Origin of the sequence: Phyllobacterium sp. CL33Tsu, assembly GCF_900113985.1 — a bacterium.
Classification (GTDB): Bacteria; Pseudomonadota; Alphaproteobacteria; order Rhizobiales; family Rhizobiaceae; genus Phyllobacterium; species Phyllobacterium pellucidum.
On sequence record NZ_FORJ01000001.1, the window covers coordinates 1,038,180 to 1,059,489 of the forward strand.

At 59.6% G+C, this 21,310-nt stretch carries 20 protein-coding genes, 1 pseudogene and 1 riboswitch; of the genes and pseudogenes, 3 read left to right on the forward strand and 18 right to left on the reverse strand.

What is annotated here, in order from left to right:
* Positions 1 to 80: 80 nt before the first annotated feature.
* The 6 genes from BM074_RS05150 to BM074_RS05175 form a co-directional block, all read right to left on the reverse strand.
* The gene (locus tag BM074_RS05150) at positions 81 to 908 is read right to left on the reverse strand and encodes a D-alanyl-D-alanine carboxypeptidase family protein (protein WP_051614826.1); all 828 of its coding nucleotides are present in this window, start codon (positions 906 to 908) and stop codon (positions 81 to 83) included.
* 192 nt (positions 909 to 1,100) lie between these two features.
* Positions 1,101 to 2,147: an L-idonate 5-dehydrogenase gene (locus BM074_RS05155; protein ID WP_091920239.1), complete on the reverse strand. Its 1,047-nt coding sequence runs from the start codon at positions 2,145 to 2,147 to the stop codon at positions 1,101 to 1,103.
* A complete protein-coding gene (locus BM074_RS05160) occupies positions 2,144 to 3,550 on the reverse strand; it encodes a TRAP transporter large permease (RefSeq protein WP_027230568.1) in 1,407 nt (468 codons plus the stop codon). The genes BM074_RS05155 and BM074_RS05160 overlap by 4 nt, the downstream gene beginning before the upstream one ends.
* A 3-nt stretch (positions 3,551 to 3,553) precedes the next feature.
* Entirely contained in the window at positions 3,554 to 4,126 is a 573-nt protein-coding gene (locus BM074_RS05165) for a TRAP transporter small permease (RefSeq protein WP_091920240.1), read from the reverse strand.
* A 69-nt stretch (positions 4,127 to 4,195) separates the two neighbouring features.
* Positions 4,196 to 5,173 carry a sialic acid TRAP transporter substrate-binding protein SiaP gene (locus tag BM074_RS05170; protein ID WP_027230570.1) on the reverse strand — a complete coding sequence of 326 codons (978 nt, stop codon included), beginning with the start codon at positions 5,171 to 5,173 and terminating at the stop codon, positions 4,196 to 4,198.
* 23 nt (positions 5,174 to 5,196) lie between these two features.
* A complete protein-coding gene (locus tag BM074_RS05175) occupies positions 5,197 to 5,949 on the reverse strand; it encodes a FadR/GntR family transcriptional regulator (RefSeq protein ID WP_091920242.1) in 753 nt (250 codons plus the stop codon).
* Positions 5,950 to 6,328: 379 nt separating this feature from the next.
* On the opposite strand from BM074_RS05175, the pseudogene BM074_RS23255 reads away from it, so the two are divergent.
* Positions 6,329 to 6,667 (forward strand): annotated as a pseudogene (locus tag BM074_RS23255) (lytic transglycosylase domain-containing protein); the annotation flags it as partial.
* Positions 6,668 to 6,869: 202 nt separating this feature from the next.
* Here BM074_RS23255 and thiD read toward each other — a convergent pair.
* From thiD to BM074_RS05235, 11 genes are all read right to left on the reverse strand, one after another.
* Positions 6,870 to 7,664, reverse strand: coding sequence for a bifunctional hydroxymethylpyrimidine kinase/phosphomethylpyrimidine kinase (thiD, locus tag BM074_RS05185; RefSeq protein ID WP_091920246.1), 795 nt, complete (start codon positions 7,662 to 7,664; stop codon positions 6,870 to 6,872).
* Positions 7,661 to 8,323: a thiamine phosphate synthase gene (gene thiE, locus BM074_RS05190; protein WP_091921484.1), complete on the reverse strand. Its 663-nt coding sequence runs from the start codon at positions 8,321 to 8,323 to the stop codon at positions 7,661 to 7,663. Before thiE ends, thiD begins: the two co-directional genes overlap by 4 nt.
* A 14-nt stretch (positions 8,324 to 8,337) precedes the next feature.
* Positions 8,338 to 9,291 carry an ABC transporter substrate-binding protein gene (locus BM074_RS05195; protein ID WP_175498960.1) on the reverse strand — a complete coding sequence of 318 codons (954 nt, stop codon included), beginning with the start codon at positions 9,289 to 9,291 and terminating at the stop codon, positions 8,338 to 8,340.
* A 44-nt stretch (positions 9,292 to 9,335) separates the two neighbouring features.
* A complete protein-coding gene (locus tag BM074_RS05200; protein WP_091920249.1) occupies positions 9,336 to 10,079 on the reverse strand; it encodes an ABC transporter permease in 744 nt (247 codons plus the stop codon).
* A gap of 108 nt (positions 10,080 to 10,187) precedes the next feature.
* A riboswitch (TPP riboswitch) is annotated at positions 10,188 to 10,290 on the reverse strand.
* 48 nt (positions 10,291 to 10,338) lie between these two features.
* Positions 10,339 to 11,298, reverse strand: a complete 960-nt coding sequence (locus BM074_RS05205) for a TadE/TadG family type IV pilus assembly protein (RefSeq protein ID WP_036814007.1) — start codon at positions 11,296 to 11,298, stop codon at positions 10,339 to 10,341.
* 147 nt (positions 11,299 to 11,445) lie between these two features.
* Positions 11,446 to 12,207: an ABC transporter ATP-binding protein gene (locus tag BM074_RS05210; protein WP_027230577.1), complete on the reverse strand. Its 762-nt coding sequence runs from the start codon at positions 12,205 to 12,207 to the stop codon at positions 11,446 to 11,448.
* Positions 12,204 to 13,037, reverse strand: coding sequence for an ABC transporter ATP-binding protein (locus BM074_RS05215; RefSeq protein ID WP_027230578.1), 834 nt, complete (start codon positions 13,035 to 13,037; stop codon positions 12,204 to 12,206). Before BM074_RS05215 ends, BM074_RS05210 begins: the two co-directional genes overlap by 4 nt.
* Complete coding sequence (gene nikC / locus BM074_RS05220) at positions 13,034 to 13,966, reverse strand: nickel transporter permease (protein WP_027230579.1); 933 nt, start codon at positions 13,964 to 13,966, stop codon at positions 13,034 to 13,036. Before nikC ends, BM074_RS05215 begins: the two co-directional genes overlap by 4 nt.
* The gene (locus BM074_RS05225) at positions 13,963 to 15,030 is read right to left on the reverse strand and encodes an ABC transporter permease (RefSeq protein ID WP_027230580.1); all 1,068 of its coding nucleotides are present in this window, start codon (positions 15,028 to 15,030) and stop codon (positions 13,963 to 13,965) included. The genes nikC and BM074_RS05225 overlap by 4 nt, the downstream gene beginning before the upstream one ends.
* 22 nt (positions 15,031 to 15,052) lie before the next feature.
* Positions 15,053 to 16,663: an ABC transporter substrate-binding protein gene (locus BM074_RS05230; protein ID WP_027230581.1), complete on the reverse strand. Its 1,611-nt coding sequence runs from the start codon at positions 16,661 to 16,663 to the stop codon at positions 15,053 to 15,055.
* A 35-nt stretch (positions 16,664 to 16,698) separates the two neighbouring features.
* On the reverse strand, positions 16,699 to 17,754 hold the full coding sequence (locus BM074_RS05235) for a dipeptidase (RefSeq protein WP_027230582.1): 1,056 nt from the start codon (positions 17,752 to 17,754) through the stop codon (positions 16,699 to 16,701).
* A 283-nt stretch (positions 17,755 to 18,037) separates the two neighbouring features.
* Here BM074_RS05235 and BM074_RS05240 point away from each other — a divergent pair, with 283 nt between their 5' ends.
* Both BM074_RS05240 and BM074_RS05245 read left to right on the forward strand, forming a co-directional pair.
* Positions 18,038 to 18,277 carry a FitA-like ribbon-helix-helix domain-containing protein gene (locus BM074_RS05240; protein ID WP_027230583.1) on the forward strand — a complete coding sequence of 80 codons (240 nt, stop codon included), beginning with the start codon at positions 18,038 to 18,040 and terminating at the stop codon, positions 18,275 to 18,277.
* Positions 18,274 to 18,702 carry a type II toxin-antitoxin system VapC family toxin gene (locus BM074_RS05245; RefSeq protein ID WP_027230584.1) on the forward strand — a complete coding sequence of 143 codons (429 nt, stop codon included), beginning with the start codon at positions 18,274 to 18,276 and terminating at the stop codon, positions 18,700 to 18,702. The genes BM074_RS05240 and BM074_RS05245 overlap by 4 nt, the downstream gene beginning before the upstream one ends.
* Here the strand turns inward: BM074_RS05245 and gyrB are convergent, their stop codons facing one another.
* The gene (gyrB, locus tag BM074_RS05250; protein ID WP_091920251.1) at positions 18,703 to 21,144 is read right to left on the reverse strand and encodes a DNA topoisomerase (ATP-hydrolyzing) subunit B; all 2,442 of its coding nucleotides are present in this window, start codon (positions 21,142 to 21,144) and stop codon (positions 18,703 to 18,705) included. It abuts the gene before it with no gap.
* Positions 21,145 to 21,310: the final 166 nt, after the last annotated feature.

The window sequence follows — 21,310 nt, forward strand, 5'->3', positions numbered from 1 at the left end:
TTTTCTGCCGGTATATATTGCAATGCACCATTGCGAATTTCGCGACCATCCCGCCGCGTTTGCGACGGTTGACCTCTGGATTATCGCGATGCCACCTGGGGAAGGTATTGGTTCACAAGGTTCACGACCTGGGCGTCCCGGCTTCGTGCCGTATCGCCGCCCATCACGACGGCAACGAGCTGGCGCCCATTGTCGCTGACCGAGGTGACGATGTTGAAGCCGGAAGCCCGTACATAGCCGGTCTTGATGCCGTCGGCGCCGTTGACCTGATCCAGGACGCGGTTGTGCCCGCGGATCAGTTTGCCGTTGAAGGCGAATTCATGCACGGCAAAGTAATAGTATTGGCCCGGATAGTGCCGTCGCAATGCAAGGCCGAGGAGGGCCATGTCGCGCGCCGTGGTGATCTGCTGCGGATCAGGCAGGCCAGAGGCGTTGTGGAAGTTGGTGCCCTTCATACCGAGGCGGCGCGCCTTCTCGGTCATCAGCGCCGCAAACTGCTCTTCGCTGCCGCCAAGATATTCGGCGAGCGCGACTGCGACGTCGTTGGCCGATTTTACCACGATCGCCTTGATCGCCGTATCCACATCGATGGCCTGACCCGGGCGGACGCCGAGCTTGCTGGGCGCCTGCGAGGCGGCATGAGCCGACATCGGAATAAGCGTCGACTTCGTGATGCGACCGGACTGGAGGGCTTCGAATGTGAGGTAGAGCGTCATCATCTTGGTCAATGATGCCGGAATGCGCGGCAGATCGGCGTTGGCCGAATAAAGCACGACCCCGGTACTGCCATCGACGACGACAGAAGCATATTTCTCGGAATTCAGCGGCAGGACCGCCACTGCGGACGGCGTCGGATCAAGCGTCGCTGCCGTGGTGCAACCACTTGCGACACCGAGGATCACACCCATCAAAGCCACGGATTTCGAAAACGAATACAAAGCCCTAAGAACTCGCCCCACGTTTGTCTTCCGGATCGTTCCACTCGCGACAGAAGCAGAATTCTATCGCGGGATCGTTAATAAATCGGCGTTACCGGCGCTTGGTAACCGATTTCATCGGCTTCGCCAAGCGCCGCAATGGGCACAAATCGCCGCTGCCGCCTACGCGGTCAAAACGACCTTCACGCTGCGCGAGCGGTCGAGGGCGGTCAGAAACGCCTCCGGAGCACCGCTGAGCGGATATTGAGCAGTCACCAGCCGCAGCACGTCGATCTTGCCCTCGACAATGAGTTCGACCGCCTCGAAGAACTCTTCGCCGAAGCGGAAGGTGCCGACAAGATCAAGTTCCTTGGCCATGACCGCGTTGGCCGGCACCGGGATGGTGCCACCCGCAAGATTGCCGACCTGTACAACGGTTCCGCCGCGCCGCACGGTGCGGATCGCCGAGGCCAGCCCCGCGGCGGTTCCGGAGATCTCGAAGGCGATATCGAACGGGGTCCCCTCAGCCAGCGCCGCCAGCTGCTCTTCGCCCTTCGACAGGTCGACGATCTGGTCGGCGCCAAGCTCTTCGGCAAACTTCAGCGGCGCTGCAGCGACATCGACCATCGTCACCGAGCCCGCCTCGGCATGTTTCAGGGCGAGCATTGTCAGAAGTCCGATCGGCCCGGCCCCGAAGACGATGGCCGAGAAACCCTTGACGTGGCCGACGCGCCGCACCGCGTGCAGGCAAACGGCGAGCGGCTCCGCGAGGGCGGCGGCCTCAAACGGCAAATCGGCTGGCACCTTGACGCATTGTGCCGCCGTCGCATCGAAGACGCTGGCAAATCCACCCTGCATGTGCGGGGTCTTCGAAGCCGAGCCCATGAAGTAGATATTTTCGCACAGGTTGGGTCGGCCCTCGTGGCAGTAGACGCATTTTTCGCACCAGCGCGACGGATTGACCGCAACGTGATCGCCGACAGCCACCGACGTGACGCCGCTGCCAACGGCAATCACTTCGCCGGCGATCTCATGGCCAAGGACGAGGGGTGAGGTAACAACGAAATCGCCGGTCCGCGCGTGGCGGTAATAGTGCATGTCCGAACCGCAGATGCCGCCGGCGCCGAACTTGACCCGCACCATGTTCGGTGCGAGCTCGCCAAGATCGATATCGACGACGCGAAGGTCCTCCGCGCCGAAGAGTGTTGCAGCTATGCCTTTCATACTCATCTGATCAGACCCAATTGTGTTGGCAGCCAAAGCGTAATCGCCGGGATGAAGGTTATGGCGATCAAGGCGATAAAGAGCGGAACGAGCCAGGGCAGGATCGCCATGGTGGTGCGTTCCACGGATAGTTTTGCGACCCGCGACAGGACAAACAATACCATGCCGAGCGGCGGATGCAGAAGTCCGATCATCAGGTTGAGCGTCATGATCAGGCCGAAATGCACGGGGTCGATACCGAACTTGAGAACGAGCGGCAAAAGGATTGGCACAAGGATCGTGATGGCTGCGATCGTATCAAGGAAACAGCCGACGAAGAGCATCAACAGGTTGACGAGGATGAGGAACACCCACTTGTTTTCCGTGATGGAAAGGATCGCCGTCGACAGGAGCTGCGCTGCCTGGCTCACGGTCAACAGCCACGCGAATACCGACGCCGCCGTAACGATGAAGAGCACCGATGCCGTTGTCTCGATGGTGTCGAAGCTTGCCTTGGCAAGGCTCGACAGGGTCATGGTGCGATAGCGGACGAGCCCGAGGAACAGCGACCAGAGCACCGCGGCAACAGCCGCCTCAGTGGGCGTGAACCAGCCCATGGTCATGCCGCCGATCAGGATGACCGGGGTCATCAGGGCCATGACCGCCGAGAAGTCGAAATACCAGTCGGCGGCAAGCAGAAGCACAAGAGCGATGCCGACGGAGGCGTTGACCGATAGCCCGGTCAGGGTCAGGAGATAGATGACAAGCGGTACGCTGAAGACGACGACGATCTCAAGCGAAGCTTCGAGAAGCTGCTTGATTTCGAAGGGCGCGTCAGAGCCCCAGCGCTTGACATAGGCGAAGATGGCGACCGTGAGCATCATCAGCACTGTCATGACGACGCCGGGCACGATGCCGGCCATGAACAGCGCGCCGATCGACACATTGGCCATCATGCCGTAGATAACGAAGGGCAGCGACGGCGGAAAGATCGGGCCAAGGGTCGCAGAGGCGGCAGTCACGCCGACAGCCGCTTCAATCGGATAACCGTGATCCTTCATCGCCTTGATCTCGATGGTGCCAATGCCCGCAGCGTCGGCAAGAGCCGTACCGGACATGCCTGAGAAAATGACCGAGCCGATGATGTTGACCTGCGCCAGGCCTCCCTTCATCCAGCCGACAAGCGCGACCGCAAAGGAGTAGATGCGTCCGGTAACGCCTGCCGAATTCATCAGATTGCCTGCGAGGATAAAAAACGGCACGGCGAGCAAGGGAAAGCTCTCGACGCCGGCAATCATGCGCTGCGCAACGATGATGTCGGGCGCCACGCCAAAGAAGACGAGATAAAGCACCGACGCGACCGCCATGGAGATCGCCACCGGCACGCCGACGAGCATAAGGAAGAGAAAGGTTCCGACGAGCAACAACATGGATCAATCCTCTACCTTGTGAAATTCCTCGGGCCGCTCGAGCACCGAATAGCCGCGGCGCATATTGGCGATGAAAACCTGAACCGAGCGGAAGAGCATCAATACGAATGCGACGAATACGGCGTAAAAGACCATATTGCGCGGCAGGTCGACCGTGACCATGCGCTCCTCGGCAACGATCTGCGTGTAACGCCACATCAGCCACACGGCATAGGCAAAGAAGCCGATGCGGACGATATCGACGAACGTCGACAGGGCCCGGGCAACCGAAGCCGGAAGATAGTGATAGAGTACGTCGACCTGAATGTGGCGGGACAGACGCACGCACATGACAGAGCCGAGGAAGACGACCGCGATGAGACAGTTGGTAGCTATCTCCTCGGTCCAGGCGTAGCTGTTGTTAAGGACGTAGCGGGTAAAGAACTGCAGAAACACGCAGCCTGTCATGAGCCAGAATACGGCGAGCGTCAGCCAGTCTTCGATCGCATAATCCGAAACGTCGGCCACCGGCGCCGCATCCTCGAAGGAATGGGCGATCTCCTCGGCCGTAACCTGTGTGTGGACTTCCTTTGCCATTGGCATTCTCCGGTCTTCGCATCCAAGTGAATGGAATGCCGGGCGGACCAGCCGCCCGGCTCCCGCGGATTATTCCTTGATGGCGCGAATGGCCTCCCAGTCGGACTTCTCGTAGCCGAAGTCCTCAAATTTCACCTTCTCCATGACCGTCTTCTCGAAGTCGGCCTTGTCGACCTCGGTCACGTTGATGCCCTTTTCCTTGAATGTCGCAACGAGCGCCTTTTCCTTCTCCTCGATATTCTTGGTCGTACGCTCGGCCGCTTCCTGCATGACCTCGCCGAAGATCTTCTTGTCCTCGTCGGACAGGCTCGACCAGAGCTGCTTGGAGACGACCGTATTGAGATGGTCGACAATATGGCCGGTCAGAACGATATTCTTCTGCACCTCGTAGAACTTCTTAGCTTCGATCGTTGTCAGCGGATTTTCCTGGGCCTCGACCGTGCCGTTCTGCAGGGCGAGATAGACCTCGGCGAAGGCGATCGGCGTCGTGTTGGCGCCGCAGGCGCGCGGCATGGCAAGATAGGCGGGAACGTCCGGCACGCGGATCTTCAGGCCCTGCATGTCCGAACACTTGCTGATGGGCTTGTTGGACGTGGTCTGGCGGGTGCCGTAATAGCTGACGGCGGCGATGTGGTTGCCGGTCTTTTCCTCATAGCCAGCGGCGAGACGCTTGAAGACGTCACTTTTCGTATAGGCGATCAAATGCTCGGGACCGCGGAAAATATAGGGGAAATAGGTCACGCCGATCGGCTTGAAATCGCGCGCTGCGAAGCTCGATCCCGAAATGATGATATCGACGGTGCCGAGCTTCAGGCCCTGGTTGATGTCTGCTTCCTTGCCGAGCTGTGAAGCCGGAAAGACATCGATCTTGTAGCGCCCATTGGTGCGCTTGTTGATTTCTTCGGCGGCCCAGACGGATTCCGTGTGGAACGGCTCCGAGGTTTCATAGACGTGGGCCCATTTCAGAGCGGTCTGGGCCTGTGCCGCCGCAGCCGAAAGTGCGAGCGCGGCCACCGCTCCCATAATGGCCATAAGCTTGATCTTCATGTCCTTCTCCTCCCAGATTGAAATCAGATCGTGGTGTTTCGTGTCGAGCCTTTCGGCGGATGACCTTTCTCGCTTTCGAGTTCCTCCTCGAAGCTCCTGGAAAATCTCGATTGTGATTGCTGCAGATGAAACTGCATCGCCGCCTTGGCGCGAGCAGGATCGCCCGAAGCGATCGCATCTCGAATTGCCCGGTGTTCGGCAAATGCCTCACGCCAGGAAACCGCGCTCTCGAAGTAGCTCGCAAGCCGCTCGAAAAACGGTGTCATGCGCTGATCGAAGAGCTGTCCGACGAACCGCTCGAGCACAGCATTCTCTATGATGCCTGCAATGGTGGTGTGAAATGTCCGGTCGAGCGCAATCGAAGCATGCGGATTATTGAAGGTTTTCCCCATCCTGGTCAGCACGGCATCCATGGCTTCGACCTGTGCCGGCGTCACCACTTTGGCGGCTTCCTCGACGATCGCACATTCGATGAGCGAACGGGCACGCAGCAGTTCGAACGGGCCTTCAAGGTCGTCCGAGGGGGCGAGCACAGGCTTTTCTTTGCGTTGATTGGTGACGTAAACGCCCGAACCCATGCGGATATGGATCAGGCCTTCGACTTCCAGCGCAATGAGCGCTTCGCGGATTGTCGGGCGGGAAACACCAAGTTCCTCGGCAAGTTCGCGTTCGCCGGGCAATCGTTCGCCAACGGCGAATGAACCGCATTCGATCAAATCACGGATCTGTTCCGCGACCTGCTGATACAGGCGGCGCGGCTGGATCGCTGCGAACATTTGACCTCCCCGCACGGCTTCTCTCCGCGCATGACTGGTAAACTGGCCTTACCAATCATTAACTGATACATTGATATATATGTTGGAGTCAACCCGGCGCACCTCGCGCCTCGACCTCAGGCAATTGTTACACATTGTATCGGAAAGTGATTGCCGTCGGCACACGCGAACAAGCTAAGAGAAATCTCGATACTCTGACTTCTTCGACCGGTGACCAATGCTGTCTCAAAACCGATTGCCGCGCGCCTTCGCCGCCCTGAGCCTTGCCTTGGTTCTGGGTGCTTGCTCGACAACCGATCCGAAGCTTCCGACCGCGGCGTCGATCCCGGTTCCCGAGGCTGCGCCACGCGTGGCGGCAACTGACTCTCGGCCTTTAGCCAAGACATCCGACAAATCCGTCGATGGCCTGATCACAAAATACTCGGTCGCCTATGCTGTGCCGGAATCCCTGGTCCGCCGTGTCGTGAAGCGTGAAAGCCGTTTCAATCCCCAGGCACGCAACGGGCCCTATTGGGGACTTATGCAGTTGCTTCCAGCGACTGCACGCGGCCTCGGCCATGACGGTAACGCCAAGGATCTGCTCGATGCGGAGACCAACCTTAAATACGGGGTGAAGTATCTCGCTGGGGCCTATAAAGTGGCGGACAACAATCCGGACCAGGCAGTCCGCCTCTATTCACGCGGGTATTACTATCAGGCCAAGCAGAAGGGCATGCTCGACGTGCTCGAACCTTCGGCAGAGCCCGTACAGACCGCTCTTGTTGCGACGTCATCGGAAGCAAGTACGGCCCCTGCCGCGCAGGCGACGAGCGCCCTCATGACGCCGACGGAACTTGCCTATGCCGACGGCAAGGTGGTGTTTCCGGCGGTGATCCCGCTGCCCTTCGAGCGGCAGGATTTGCTGGCCTCCACAATCGTGCCTACCACCACCGGTGGAAATGGTGCACGGGTCCGCGCCCCCGCCCCACTTTGAGCTCACTGCCGGCGAGCATCGCTGACGTCACGTAATCCTTGGCGTGTGCCACGGCATCGGCCAGAATCTCGCCCTTGGCCAGTTCAGCCGTGATGGCGGAGGCAAGCGTGCAGCCGGTTCCATGATCGTTATTCGTGGCAATGCGGGGGCTGGAAAACCATTCTTGCGTTTTTCCGTCCCACAGAAAATCGCTGCTCTCCGGTCCGCTGCCATGGCCACCCTTGATCAAAACTGCTGACGGACCGAAAGCCAGCAGAAGCTCGGCCTGACGCACCATTTCGGCCGCATCGCCTGCGACGGGCCGCCCGGTCAGCAGGGCTGATTCCGCAAGGTTGGGTGTGACGAGGGTTGCCTTGGGGAGAAGCACCTGCCGCAACGCATCGATGGCTCCCGGTTCGAGTAGCCGATCACCTGAGGTCGCGACCATCACCGGGTCGATAACGAGCGCCCTGTCCCAGCCGCGCAGGCCGTTGGCAATGCTCTCGATCGCTGCAACTGCGGAGACCATGCCGATCTTGATCGCGGCCACGTCAATGTCTGACAGAACGGCATCGATCTGCGCGCTTATGATCGAAGGCGAGAGATTTTCGATTGCTGTCACGCCCTTTGTGTTCTGGGCGGTGATGGCTGTGATGACGCTCGCGCCGTAGACGCCAAGCGCCGAGAAGGTCTTCAGGTCCGCCTGGATACCTGCGCCGCCGCCGCTATCGGAACCGGCAATGGTCAATGCGATCGCGGTCATCGCCGTGCCTCGAGCGCCTTGTCCACTGCCTCGCGCAGTATTTGCGCAGCGGCCTTCGGGTCGACCTGCCGAAAAATGGCCGAAATGACCGCTATGCCATCGGCCCCGGCTTTGATGGCCGGTGCAGCGCGCGCGAGATCGAGGCCGGCAATAGCGCCGATCGGCAGGTCGGGCTTCTTCGCCCGAATGACCTGCGCCAGACGTTGATAGCCGTCAAAGCCGATGGGACCGTCGGGATTGTGCTTGGCCGGCGTTTCGAACAGCCCGCCGATGCAAGCATAGTCGATATCGCCAGCGATGGCGGCTTCGGCATCGGATTCGTTCTTCACCGTCAAACCGATGATCGCATCCGGGCCAAGCAGACGACGGACGTCGGCGACCAGCATGTCCTCGCGCCCGACATGGACCCCGTCGGCACCCGTGGCAAGCGCCACGTCGACCCGGTCGTTGACGACGAACGGAACGCCGCTGCCGACCAGCGCTGCCCGGATCGCATGGGCACGTTCCACCATCTTTCGTGTTGGCGAATTCTTGTCGCGATATTGGATGATCGTGGCGCCGCCTCGGGCCGCAGCAAGCACCAGAGCACCAAGGTCATGCTCGTCGCCAATAGCCTCGACATCGACAATGGCATTCAGCCGGAAATCTACTTTTGGCATGATCTTCTCTTTCATCAGAGCGAAGGAGGTTGGGAGAGTTCGACGGCAAGGTCGCCGACGGCGGGGATCGATTTGATCAGTCCTGCTTCGTGCAGGAAGACACCGAAGCGTTCGTAGCGGCTGCGATCGAGAGCTGCCGGCCGTTTGGCGAAGCGTGGCAGCGTATCCATCCACGCCTGCCTGTTCAGCGGATTGTCGAGATCCGGATAGGCCTTGATGAAAATCTGCCAGCTCTCGTCCGGGTGATTTGTAAGGTAGATCGCCCCCTTTTCGACAGCGCCGAGAAAGCGCGGCAGGCGATTGTCGGTCACGAGATCCCGGTGCGTGACGAAGATGAGTTCGTCATAGACCGGCACGCCGTGCTCCTCGGGAAAGAAGGCGCGGCCGCTATGACCCTCCTGTGCCATCTGGGTCAGTTCAAAGTTGCGGTAGGCTCCGACCGTCGCATCGACCTGCCCGGCGATCAGCGAGGCCGAAAGTGCGAAATTGACGTTGATCAGTTCTACATCCTTGATGGACATGCCTTCGGACTTGAGCATGGCGCCGAGCATCGCATCCTCGAACCCGGAGACCGAGAAGCCGACTTTCTTGCCCTTCAAATCCTTGAGGCTTTTGATGGGACCATCGGCCAGCGTCATCACCGTGTTGAGTGGCGTTTCCACCAGCGTCCCGAAGCGCACCAGCGGCAGGCCGGCGTCATGGTCGAGGTAGAGATTAGGCTGGTAGTGGATGGCGATGTCGGCCTGCTTTGCCGCAACGAGGCGTGGCGGCGCGGCCGGGTCTGCTGGCGGCATCAGATTCACATCAAGACCGGCATCGGCAAAAAATCCCTTCTCGCGGGCGATGACAAGAGGGGCGTGGTCCGGATTGACGAACCATTCGAGTAGAACCGTCAGCTTGTCGGCGGCTCTTGCAGGTGCGGTTGCGGCGCAAAGCGCAAGACATATGGCGAGGATCAATGAGCGTATGCGGAACATCGTTTGTCCTTTGTTGCATCGATGAGGAGAGATGGTCATGTTTCCGGCGCCCACGGGGTAAGGCGGCGGGTCAGGGCGTCGACGAGAAAGCGCAGGATCACGGTGAGGGCGGCGAGGATCATCAGTGCCGCGAACATGGTTTCGGTCTGCATGCGGGCATTGGCTTGCAGCATGACAAAGCCGAGCCCGCGCGACGAGCCGACCCATTCGCCAATCACGGCGCCGATCGGGGCAAAGACGGCGGCGACCCGCAGGCCCGATCCGAGCGAGGGCAAGGCACTCGGAACCCGAACGAGAAGCAGGGTTGCGAGCGGCGTCGCTTGCGTGAGCGAAGCCACATCAAGCAGATCGCGGTTGGTTCGCTGCAGGCCATCGGCAAAGGCCGACGCCACGGGAAAGAAGATGATGAGGCTTGCCATCACCACCTTGGAGGCAAGTCCAAAGCCGAACCACAGAACAAGCAGCGGCGCGATGGCAAACACCGGGAGTGCCTGCAAGACAAGAAGAAGCGGCCAGACGACATGGCGGAAGGCAGGAATGGCGGCGACGAGCAGCGCGATGACAATGCCGGCGAGCGCACCGAAGGCCAGTCCAAGCAGGATCTCGATGAGCGTGATCGATGCGTTGACGCCAAGATATTGCCGCTCTTCGACCAGCGCCGACACCACCGCAATTGGCCCGGGCAGAATGAATCGCGGAGGCTGGAATAGCCAGACCGCCACTTGCCAGCAAGCAGCGACGGCGGCAAGCGCCGCGACCATGCGAGTAACGAGGCGCATGGTTGGCAGCTACCGCCGCAGTTCAGATGTCAGGATGTATGGCACGCTCTGGACTCCGTCGCTTTTGGAGATCCGGTCATGCGCGAAGGTGAAGCTGAAAAGGCGCGAACTTTGCTCAATTCCCGTTCCTACGCCGGCATGACCCGGATCAGGTTCAAGGGTCCAGCTCGACGCTATCTCAGCACTGTACAGTGCCCCCCTCGGAATGAAGCGATGATGGAGCGGCGCGAGATCAAAGTCAATCGCGCCGCGTCAGGTCCTAGTGGGTCAGGCGAACGTTCTCGCCGTCGACCGATTTACAGGCGGCCGTGATCTTGTAGTAGAAGTCCTGGTTGGCCCAGCCGCCGCCGTCTTCCCACGCATGGCTATGGGGCGTGTTGTCACAATTCATCAGATCATCGAGTGGGGGCTTCGATCCCACCGGCAGTTGGACGCCATCGACGAACAAATGGTTGACCGTGTTCGGATCGTCGGTTTTCAGCGTGGAATTGTATTTCGAATAGCCCGACTCATTTGTGGCAATGCAATCGACGTATCGCGATTTTCCGGCGTTCTTGTCCTTGTAGCCGACATCGCAACCGTCATTTTTGATTTCCATCTTGAGGTACAGCTTGGTGTAGTCACCGAGATCGAATGTGATCGGAACATTGATGTCCGGGTCTGTTTTACCGCCGCCGTTACCATTGTAGAGGTTATGGTCGGTCGCGGTGTACTTGATGGTGCCGACGACAACATCCTTGCCATTGCGCACGACGATGATGGAAACTTTCTTGAACCAGTAGCCCGTAACCTTGTCGATCGTGATCTTGGCCGTCGTCGGCTTCAACGGCGCGAGCGCCGTGGCGTTGACGTTGATCGGCATGTTGTCCTTGTTGAGAACATGCATGAACAGGGTGCTGGTCTGGCCTCCAAGAGTGATGGAAACCTTTTGATTTTCCGTGCTGAAGTTCAAATTGATATCTTCAGCGCGCAGGCCGAGATTTGCCTGCAGAAAGGCGCGTGCCCTCGCCTCGGCGGCCGCTTTGTTGGAACCGGTAAAGACCGAGGCTGCCGCAAGCGCCGCGGCGTCGGCCGCATTCTGCAGCCGAGAACGGTCATTGCTGGCGCGGCTATAATCCACGGCGAGCCCGGCAAACCCCAGGAGCGGTACAAGCAGCAAACCGAATGTGATCGCGGTTGCGCCGCGGCGGTCTTTTATGAATTGACGTAGATACTTCATGGCCCCACTCCAGTCGATGAGCGCAACCATCAGTTGTCCGGCGTAAATGACGGCTTATGAAATTCGTTCAGATTTTCACGATCTGCCCTGGAACGGTCGTCGGGGAAGAAATGCGTCTGCAAATGGTAAATGTTCGATGAAGCTGCATTAGGCGTTTTGAACGACAGGGCGGACAAAACCCTGGCTCGCAACAAGGAGGTTGCGCGTGTAGTCCTGCGTTACATGGCGCCGGGCCAGTTCCGACGCGGTGAGCCGTTCTACCTCCGCGCCGTGTTGCATTACCATGAGCCGGTCGCACATGTGCGTTACGACTGCGAGATCATGGCTGACCATGACGAATGTCAGCTTACGGTCGCGGCGGATCTTTTCGAGAAGATTCAGCACCTCCGCCTGCACTGATGCGTCGAGCGCAGAGGTTGGCTCGTCCAGCAACAGGATCGATGGTTCGAGAATCAGGGCGCGGGCGATGGCGACACGCTGGCGCTGGCCGCCTGACAGCTGGTGCGAGTAGCGGAAGCGAAAACTGGAACCGAGCCCGACCTCGTCAAGCGCCCGCAAGATGCGCCGCTCGATATCGCCGAATCCATGTACGGCGAGCGGCTCAAGGAGCAATCGGTCGACGGTCTGGCGCGGATGCAGCGAACCATAGGGATCCTGGAACACCATTTGCACTTCGCGGTAAAAGGCCTTTGTGCGCGATGCGCCGAGCAAATTGCCATTGACCTCGATCGTCCCCGCGGTCACGGGCGCCAGACCCGCCACGGCGCGCAGCAGCGTCGATTTGCCCGAACCGGATTCGCCGACGAGACCGAAGGACTCGCCGGGCACCACTTCGAGGCTGACCCCGCGCAGCGCGCGAAAGCGATTGAACGTCACTTCGAGATTGTCGATCTTCAGCGCCGGCGTCATGCTGCCCACTCCGGTTTGCGGTCGAGTGTCGGCAGTGGATGCCGGTCAGCACCTATTTCGGGCATGCAGTTCAGCAGTCCCTGCGTATAGGGGTGCTTGGCATTGCGCAGATCCGTCGCCGCAATTTCTTCGACGATGCGGCCAGCATACATGACGATGACCCTGTCGCAGAACGACGAAACCAGCCGCAGATCGTGCGAGATGAAAATGAGGCCCATGCCCCTGTCGCGCACCAGATTGTCAAGAATGCCGAGCACGTCGAGCTGGACCGTAACATCGAGCGCGGAGGTCGGCTCGTCCGCAATTAGCAGTTCCGGTCCGGTGATCAGCATCATGGCGATCATCGCGCGTTGCCCCATGCCGCCCGATACTTCGTGCGGATGGAGATCGTAGACGCGCTCGGGGTCGCGTATCTGGACGGCGGCCAGCATATCGAGCGCGCGTCGGCGCGCCTCGCGCTTGCTGACCTTCTCGTGGGTCCGGAGCGTTTCGACGATTTGCCTGCCGATGCTCATGACCGGATTGAGCGAATATTTCGGATCCTGCAAGATCATGGAGATACGATTGCCGCGCAGCGCCCGCCGTTCCTTGACGGACGTCTCCAGCAGATCGATGCCGTCGAAGTTCAGGGTCTTTGCGGTGATGGTTGCATGTGGAGGGGTGAGGCCCATGATGGCGCGGCCGGTCTGCGACTTGCCGGAGCCTGATTCACCGACAATGCCGAGGCGTTCGCGCCCAAGCGTAAAGGACACACCACGCACCGCGTTGACGGCGCCCGTGCGGGTCGGAAACGTGACGCGGAGGTCGTCAACCGTCAGCATGGTGCTCATTGGTTGTTGCCTCGCGGATCTAGCGCGTCGCGCAGCCCGTCGCCAAGAAGATTGAAACCAAGGCTGACGATGAGGATGGCAAAGCCCGGCATGGCGGCGACCCACCATTGGTCCATGATAAAACGCCTTCCCGATGCGATCATGGCACCCCACTCGGGCAAGGGCGGCTGTGCGCCAAGCCCAAGAAAGCCGAGGCCAGCAGCGGTGAGGATGATACCTGCCATGTCGAGCGTCACGCGGACAATCAGCGACGACAGGCAGAGCGGCATGATGTGCCGGAGCACGATGCGCGTCGGCGATGCTCCCATCAGCCGGACGGCGGCGATGTAATCGGAGTTGCGCACCGTCAGCGTCTCGGCGCGGGCAATGCGCGCATAGGGCGGCCACGAGGTTATCGCTATGGCGATAACGGCATTCTCAATGCCCGGCCCTAGGGCGGCGACGAACGCCAGGGCCAGGATAAGCTTGGGGAAGGCAAGGAAAATATCGGTGATGCGCATCAACACGGCATCGACCCAACCGCCGGCGTAACCGGCAATCGTACCGACGAGCAGCCCGATTGGCGCCGCGATGATCGCAACGAGAATGACGACATAAAGCGTCAGGCGCGAGCCATAGATGAGCCTTGAGAGGATATCGCGGCCCTGATCGTCAGTACCAAGCAGATAGTCACCACCGGGCGGCAGCAGGCGCGCATTGCGCAGGTCGCCGGCAACGGGCGAATGCGGCGCCAGCAGCGGCGCAAAGGCAGCAACCAGCAGCAAGGCGATGATGATGGCGAGCCCGACAACGGCAAGGCGGTTGCTGGCGAAACGGCTCCAGACGAGATAGGCGCGGCCAAGTCGCGCCTGTGTCCGCGATTGCGGGCGGTCGCTCATCAGCCATTCGCGGCGCGTAAGCGGCCGCGACGTGTTGATTGCCTCTGTCATCGTGCGCGCGTCCGTGGGTCGAGGGCCCGATAAAGCAGATCGGACAGAAGATTGATGGCAACGAAGACAGTGCCGATGACGATGGTTCCGCCGAGCACCGCATTCATGTCGGCGTTCTGCAGGGAGTTGGTGATGTACATGCCGAGCCCTGGCCACGAGAAAACGGTCTCGGTAAGGACAGAGCCTTCGAGCAGGCCGGCATAAGAAAGCGCAATGACGGTGACGAGCGGAACGGCGGCATTGCGCAAGGCATGACCCCAGATGATCCGCGTTTCGGAAAGGCCTTTTGCGCGTGCGGCAACGATATATTCCTGCTCGAGTTCATTCAGCATGAAGCTTCGGGTCATGCGGCTGATATAGGCCAGTGAAAAATAGCCGAGCAAGGATGCCGGCAGGATGATGAAACTGAAGATGTTGCGGAAGGCTTCCCAATTGCCCTGGATCACTGCATCGAGCAGATAGAAGCCGGTAATGGGCGTGAAGGTATATTCATAAACCACGTCGATACGGCCGGGACCCGAGGTCCAGCCAAGCTTGGCATAGAAAACCAGCAATGCGAGAAGGCCGAGCCAGAAGATCGGCACGGAATAGCCGATCAGGCCAATGATGCGGACGAACTGGTCAATCAGGCTGCCACGCTTGACGGCGGCGAGTACGCCGAGCGGAACGCCGATACATGCACCGATGAGCGTGCCCATTGTTGCAAGTTCCATCGTTGCCGGAAAAACCCGCCTGATATCGGTCATGACGGGGTTGGTCGTCAGGACAGAATTGCCGAAATCGCCCTGCAATATGCCCTTTATGTAGAGAAAGAACTGCTCATAGAGCGGCAGGTTCAGCCCGAGTTCCTCCCGCACCCGTTCCACCACATGGGCGGGGGCACGGTCGCCGACGATTGCCAGCGCCGGGTCGATCGGTATTACCCGCCCAATAAAGAAGGTGACTGCAAGGAGGCCCAAAAACGTGATGACTCCGATCAGCAGGAAACGTCCTACTGCCCAGAGAAAATTGCCAGCCCAGGCGCCGGAACGCCTGGACTCCATTTGTGTGTCGGTACTGCTCATTGCATCAGCCCTTGGGGCCCGATCACTTTGATACGTTGAAGACGTAGTTGGTGTCGAACGACGGTCCGAGCTTGAAGCCTTTGAGGTTCGAGCGCAGGGCCGAGACTTCCGTCTGCTGGAAGATCAAGACGAACGGGCTGGTCGCCAGAACTTTCTTCTGCAGATCCTGGTACATGGCGGCACGCTTGGCATTGTCGCGTTCGAGCAGGGCAGCTTTGGTTTCCTTGGTCAAATCCGGCACATCCCAGGCATTGCGCCATGCGAGGGTCTTGTTGGTGCCTTCATCCGAATTGTTCGGGTTGTTGGTGAAGGTGTCGGCATTCGAATTCGGATCCCAGTAATCGACGCCCCATTGACCGATATAAGAGTCGTGGGTACGAGCGCGATACTTTGTAAGCGTCTGCTTACCGTCACCCGGTATGATTTCCATCTTTACGCCGGCCTGCGCCATCGTCTGCTGAATGGATTCGGCGATGCCCGTCACCGGCTGGTTGTTGCGCACATCCATCGTGAAGGAGAAACCATCCTTCAGCCCGGCCTTGTCCAGAAGCTCCTTGGCCTTGGCGACGTCGAGCTTGTAGGGGTTCTCGTCGAGTTCGCCGAGAATGCCCTTGGGCAGGAAGGTCTGGTGAATCTCGCCGATGCCCTTGATCAGCTTTTCGCCGATCGCATCGTAATCTACGAGATATTTCAGGGCTTCGAGCACTTCCGGCTTGGCGAGGTTCGGATTCTTCTGGTTGAGGCTGAAGTAATAGATCGTGCCCTTCGGGGCGCTCGTCGTGGTGATCTCGCCGTTCTTGACGACCTGTTCAAGATCGTTCGGCTCGAGGTTGCGAGCAACGTCGATATCACCCTTTTCGAGCAACAGGCGCTGCGCGGCGCTTTCCTTCACGTGACGATAAATGACGCGGTTCAGCGGCGCCTTGGTACCGTAATAATTGTCATTGCGCTCGAGGACGATGATTTCGTTGGCGCGCCAGTCGCGAATCTTCATCGGACCGGAACCAGCGTAAGCGGTCTTCAACCAGGCATAGCCGAAATCGTCATTGACGACATGTTCGGAGACGAGCTTCTTGTCCACCACCGAAGCAACCGTGGCCGTCAGACAGTTAAGAACGAAGCTCGGTGCATAGGCCTGATCCACCGTGAACACGAAGGTCGACGGGTCGGTTGCCTTGGCTTTTTCCGTGATATTGTCCGGCTTCAGGCCAAACTGCGTAAGGATAAACGCTGGGCTCTTGTCGAGCTTGACGGCGCGCTCGAACGACCAGGCGACATCCTCGGCGGTGATCGGATTGCCCGAGGCAAATTTCAGATCCGGCTTGATCTTGAACGTATAGGTCAGGCCATCATCGGATACTGTCCAACTTGCGGCAATATCGGCGACGATCTTCGAAGGGTCGTTGATGTCGAGCCGAACGAGCTTGTCATAGGTATTGCCATTGATTTCGCCGGTGGTGAGCTCGAAGGCTTCAGCCGGATCGAGTGTGATCACGTCGTCGATGGCGAAGGCTTCGACAAGCGTATCGGCGGGCGTTGCGGCAAATGCCGGCACGCCGGACACCAGGATCGCGGAAAGTGCAGCGCCCCCGAGCAGAAGGCGAAATTTGGAGTCGGTCTTGTTCATCAGCATTGGTCAGTTCCCTGTTCTAGAGCGATGTCGTCTTGTTATTGTTCTTCATGCCAGGCGGAACGCAGCACGCGCAGCCAGTTGTCGCGGCATATCTTGGCCAGATCCTCGCCTGCGTAGCCGGCATCGCGCAGGGCAGCAACGAGGTTCTGGTTGCCGCTCGCGTCGCCGATCTCGCCGGGGATCTTGGCGCCGTCAAAATCGGAGCCCAGCGCCACGCAATCGATGCCCATGCGGTTCACCATGTAATCGATGTGGCGGATCATATCTGAAAGTGGGGTATCGGCATTTTCGCGCGCGTCAGGCCGCAACATGGCGACCGCGTAATTCAGGCCCACCAGCCCCTTGCTCTCGCGAATAGCGTCGAGTTGCCTGTCGGTCAGATTGCGCGCGACCGGGGTCAGCGCATGCACGTTGGAATGGCTTGCAACGAGCGGCTGATCGCTGATGCGCGCGACATCCCAGAAGCCTTTTTCGGTGATGTGGGCAAGGTCGATGAGAATACCCAGTCTGTTGCAGGCCAGGACCAACGCCTCGCCCTCTGCGGTAAGGCCGGGGCCGGTGTCCGGCGACATCGGATAGGCGAAGGGCACGCCATGGGCAAAGATATTGTTGCGGCTCCAGACCGGACCAAGCGTGCGCAGCCCCGCCGCATAGAAAACGTCAAGCGCCGCCAGATCAGCGCCTATCGCCTCGCAGCCTTCCATATGCAGGACCGCAGCAAAGGTGCCGTCGCGCATGCACGCTTCGATTTCGGCCGTCGTACGGCAGAGCTTCCAGCCGCCGCCACGCTCCAGGCGCAAAGCAATGGACGCCATTTCAAGCGCGACATCCAATGAAGGAGCCCGATCGAGCGGCGCGGCCAAGGGCGTCGAATAATGCCCGTTGGCATCGGGGGCCTTGAATGCGAGATCGCCCGAGGGAACATAGATGGCGCAGAGTCCGCCGGCGAGCCCGCCCTTCTGTGCCCTTAGCTTGTCGATGTGTCCGGAGGTCGTCCCCTTGACGAATTCTTCCACGGGATCGGCGCCGTCTCTCGAATGTTTCCACAACCGGTAAAGCACATCGTTGTGACCATCGAAGACAGGCTGCATTTCAATTCCCGATCAGGTTGGCAAACAGCGACATTTCCGTCGGGCAAGCATCCCGCCATCCCGAACCGACGTCGCCGAGTGACAAAAAATCATGACGCCAGCGAACAGGCAATAGCGTTGTTGTACAAAAGTATAAAAGACTTTAGTCGCTTCACAACTGATCGCCTGTTGCACACTGTTAAGTTGTGGACGATTGCCGCCCCCCCGGAATTCACACCGGCGGCCGTTTGCTATCATCCCACCCGATATGATATCATCCACCTGGCGTTATAGTGGAGAAATCATGGCTGCCGTAACCATCAGGAATTTGCCGGAAGAAACGCATCGTGCGCTCAAATTGCGTGCCGCCAAACATGGCCGGAGCACGGAGGCCGAAATTCGCGAAATTCTGGAGGAGGCGACACGCCCGAAGGATCGCTTGAAGATAGGCTCGGAACTTGCCGCTTTCGGCCGCCGCCATGGCGGGCTTGACCTTGAACCCGGCCGGGATCAGACACCCGCAGAACCTGCGGATTTTGAATGATCGTCCTTGATACGAATGTTATTTCCGAGCCGCTGAAACGGAGCCCGGACCCGGGGGTATTGTCATGGCTCGATCAACAAGGGGCCGAAACGCTGTTTCTCACCACAACAAGCCTGTCGGAGCTTCTCCTCGGGATTGAACTCTTGCCCAAAGGCAAGCGAAAACAAGGCCTTGATCGCGCGCTGAGCGAACTCATTTCGTACCTCTTCGGCGATCGGATCCTCGATTTTGACCGGCAAGCGGCCTTGGTCTACGCCCCGTTGGTGAGCCAGGCGCGTTCGACCGGACGGACGATCTCAATCGCAGACGGGCAAATAGCTGCGGTCGCAAAGAGCCGCGGATATTCCGTCGCCTCGAGAGACACAATGCCATTCACCGCGGCCGGGCTCACGGTGATCAATCCATGGCAAGAAGAAACGCCTTAACTAAACGTCGAGGTTCGCCACACTCAGCGCATTGTCCTGAATGAATTCGCGCCGCGGCTCGACATCATCGCCCATGAGCCGCGAGAACAGGCTATCCGCGTCGGTGGCGTCATTGACCTTGACCTGCAGCAGGGAGCGCGCGTTCGGATCGAGCGTCGTCTCCCAGAGTTGCTCGGCGTTCATCTCGCCAAGACCCTTGTAGCGCTGTAGCGAGAGGCCCTTGCGCCCGGCCGCAAAGACGGCGTCGAGGAGAGCCATCGGCCCGGCGACCGCGTCCGCCTTTTCCTTGCGGCGGAGCACCGGCGGCTGTGAATAGATATCATGGAGGCGGGCGGCGTAGCGATCGAGCTGGCGCGCATCGGCCGAGCCGAGCAGGGCCATGTCGAGGGTCACCGTCTCCTTGACGCCGCGCAAAGACCGCTCGAAGACGAAGCCGTCAACACCATCATCAGGGGTGGCAAGGCGGCCGGTCCAGCCCTTTTCGGTTTCCTCGGCGATGAGGTCGAGCCGGGCTGCAACTTCGGCGACCAGTTCCTGCGCCTTGGCGGTATCGGAGATCGCTTCGGGATTGAGCGCGCCGGCGATGGTTGCCTGTTCGACAACCGCGCGGTCGTAACGCGTGTTCAGGCCCTGCAAGAGATGGCGAACTGCCAGCGCGTCATTGATGACAACGCGCAGGTCGTTGGTGGTGCGCACTTCCCCTGAAACCAGCTCCAAAGAGGTTTCATCGAGCCCCGAGTCGATCAGATATTCCTCAAAGGCGGTTTCGTTCTTGATGTATTGCGAGGACTTGCCGCGCGTCACCTTGTAAAGCGGCGGCTGTGCGATATAGACGTGGCCGCGCTCGATCAGTTCCGGCATCTGGCGGAAGAAGAACGTCAAAAGCAGCGTACGGATGTGGGCGCCATCGACGTCGGCGTCGGTCATGATGATGATCTTGTGATAGCGCAGCTTGTCCGGATTGAATTCGTCCTTGCCGATGCTGGTGCCGAGCGCAAGAATCAGCGTGCCGATCTGGTCGGAAGAGAGCATCCGGTCGAGTTTGACGCGCTCGACATTCAGGATTTTGCCGCGCAGCGGCAGGATCGCCTGGTTCTGGCGCGAGCGTCCGCCCTTGGCCGATCCGCCAGCGGAATCGCCCTCGACGATGAAGATTTCGGATTTGGCCGGGTCGCGCTCCTGGCAATCGGCAAGCTTGCCGGGCAGCGAGCTGATGCTTAGCGAGTTTTTGCGGGTGATGTCGCGCGCCTTGCGGGCCGCCTCGCGTGCGGAAGCCGCCTGGATCACCTTCTCGACAAGCACCTTGCCTTCGGCCGGATGCTCTTCAAGCCAGTTCGATAGCGCCTCGTTGACGAGACTTTCAACGACCGGGCGCACTTCGGACGAGACGAGCTTGTCCTTGGTCTGCGACGAAAACTTGGGATCGGGGACCTTGACGGACAGGACCGCAGTCAGGCCTTCACGGCAGTCATCGCCGGTCAGCGTGACCTTCGACTTCTTGGTCTGGCCCGAGGCGTCGGCATAACCGGTCATCTGGCGGGTCAGGGCACCACGGAAACCGGCAAGATGCGTGCCGCCATCGCGCTGTGGAATATTGTTGGTGAAGCACAGCACATTCTCATGGTAGCTGTCGTTCCACCACATGGCGACTTCGACCGTCGTACCGTCCTTCTCACCGCGAATGTAAATCGGATCTGCGACAAGTTCCTTCTTGGTGCGGTCGAGATAGCGCACATAGGCGGTAAGTCCGCCTTCGTAGAAGAGCTCGAGCTCGACCGGATCGGCATGGCGGCGGTCGGCGAGCAGAATGCGCACGCCCGAATTCAGGAAAGCGAGTTCGCGCAAACGATGCTCAAGCGTCTTGAAATCAAACTCGACCATTGAGAACGTGTCCGTGGACGGCAGGAAGGTCACTTCCGTACCGGTCGCATCGCCGGCATCGCCTGTCACCACGAGCGGCGCATCAGCGACGCCATGGGTAAAGCTCATTTCATGGATCTTGCCCTGGCGGCGAATCTTGAGTTTCAGCCAGACGGAAAGCGCATTGACCACCGAAACGCCGACGCCGTGCAGACCACCCGAAACCTTATAGGAATTCTGGTCGAATTTGCCGCCGGCATGCAACTGGGTCATGATGACTTCGGCGGCGGAAACGCCCTCGGAGTGCATGTCCGTCGGAATGCCGCGGCCATTATCCGTGACCGTGCACGAACCGTCGGGATTGAGCGTGACGGTAACACGGGTCGCGTGGCCGGCAAGTGCCTCGTCGATGGCATTATCGACGACTTCGTAGACCATGTGGTGAAGGCCGGAACCGTCGTCCGTATCGCCGATATACATGCCCGGGCGCTTGCGAACCGCATCCAATCCCTTGAGAACCTTGATGGACTCCGCACCGTATTCTGGCGAGGTTTCAACTGTCAGTTCCGGTGTATCGCTCATGTAGATTCAATCTTTTCTCGGGTCGCCAGGATCGGCGCGCCGTATTTATAGCAGAACCGGGCGAATCATGCCCGGTCCTTGGCCTAGATATAGTGCTTATCGCACGTTTTTCCAATTCTAAGGGGTGTGAATATCCACGGATCATGGCCAAATTGGCTCATCCGGG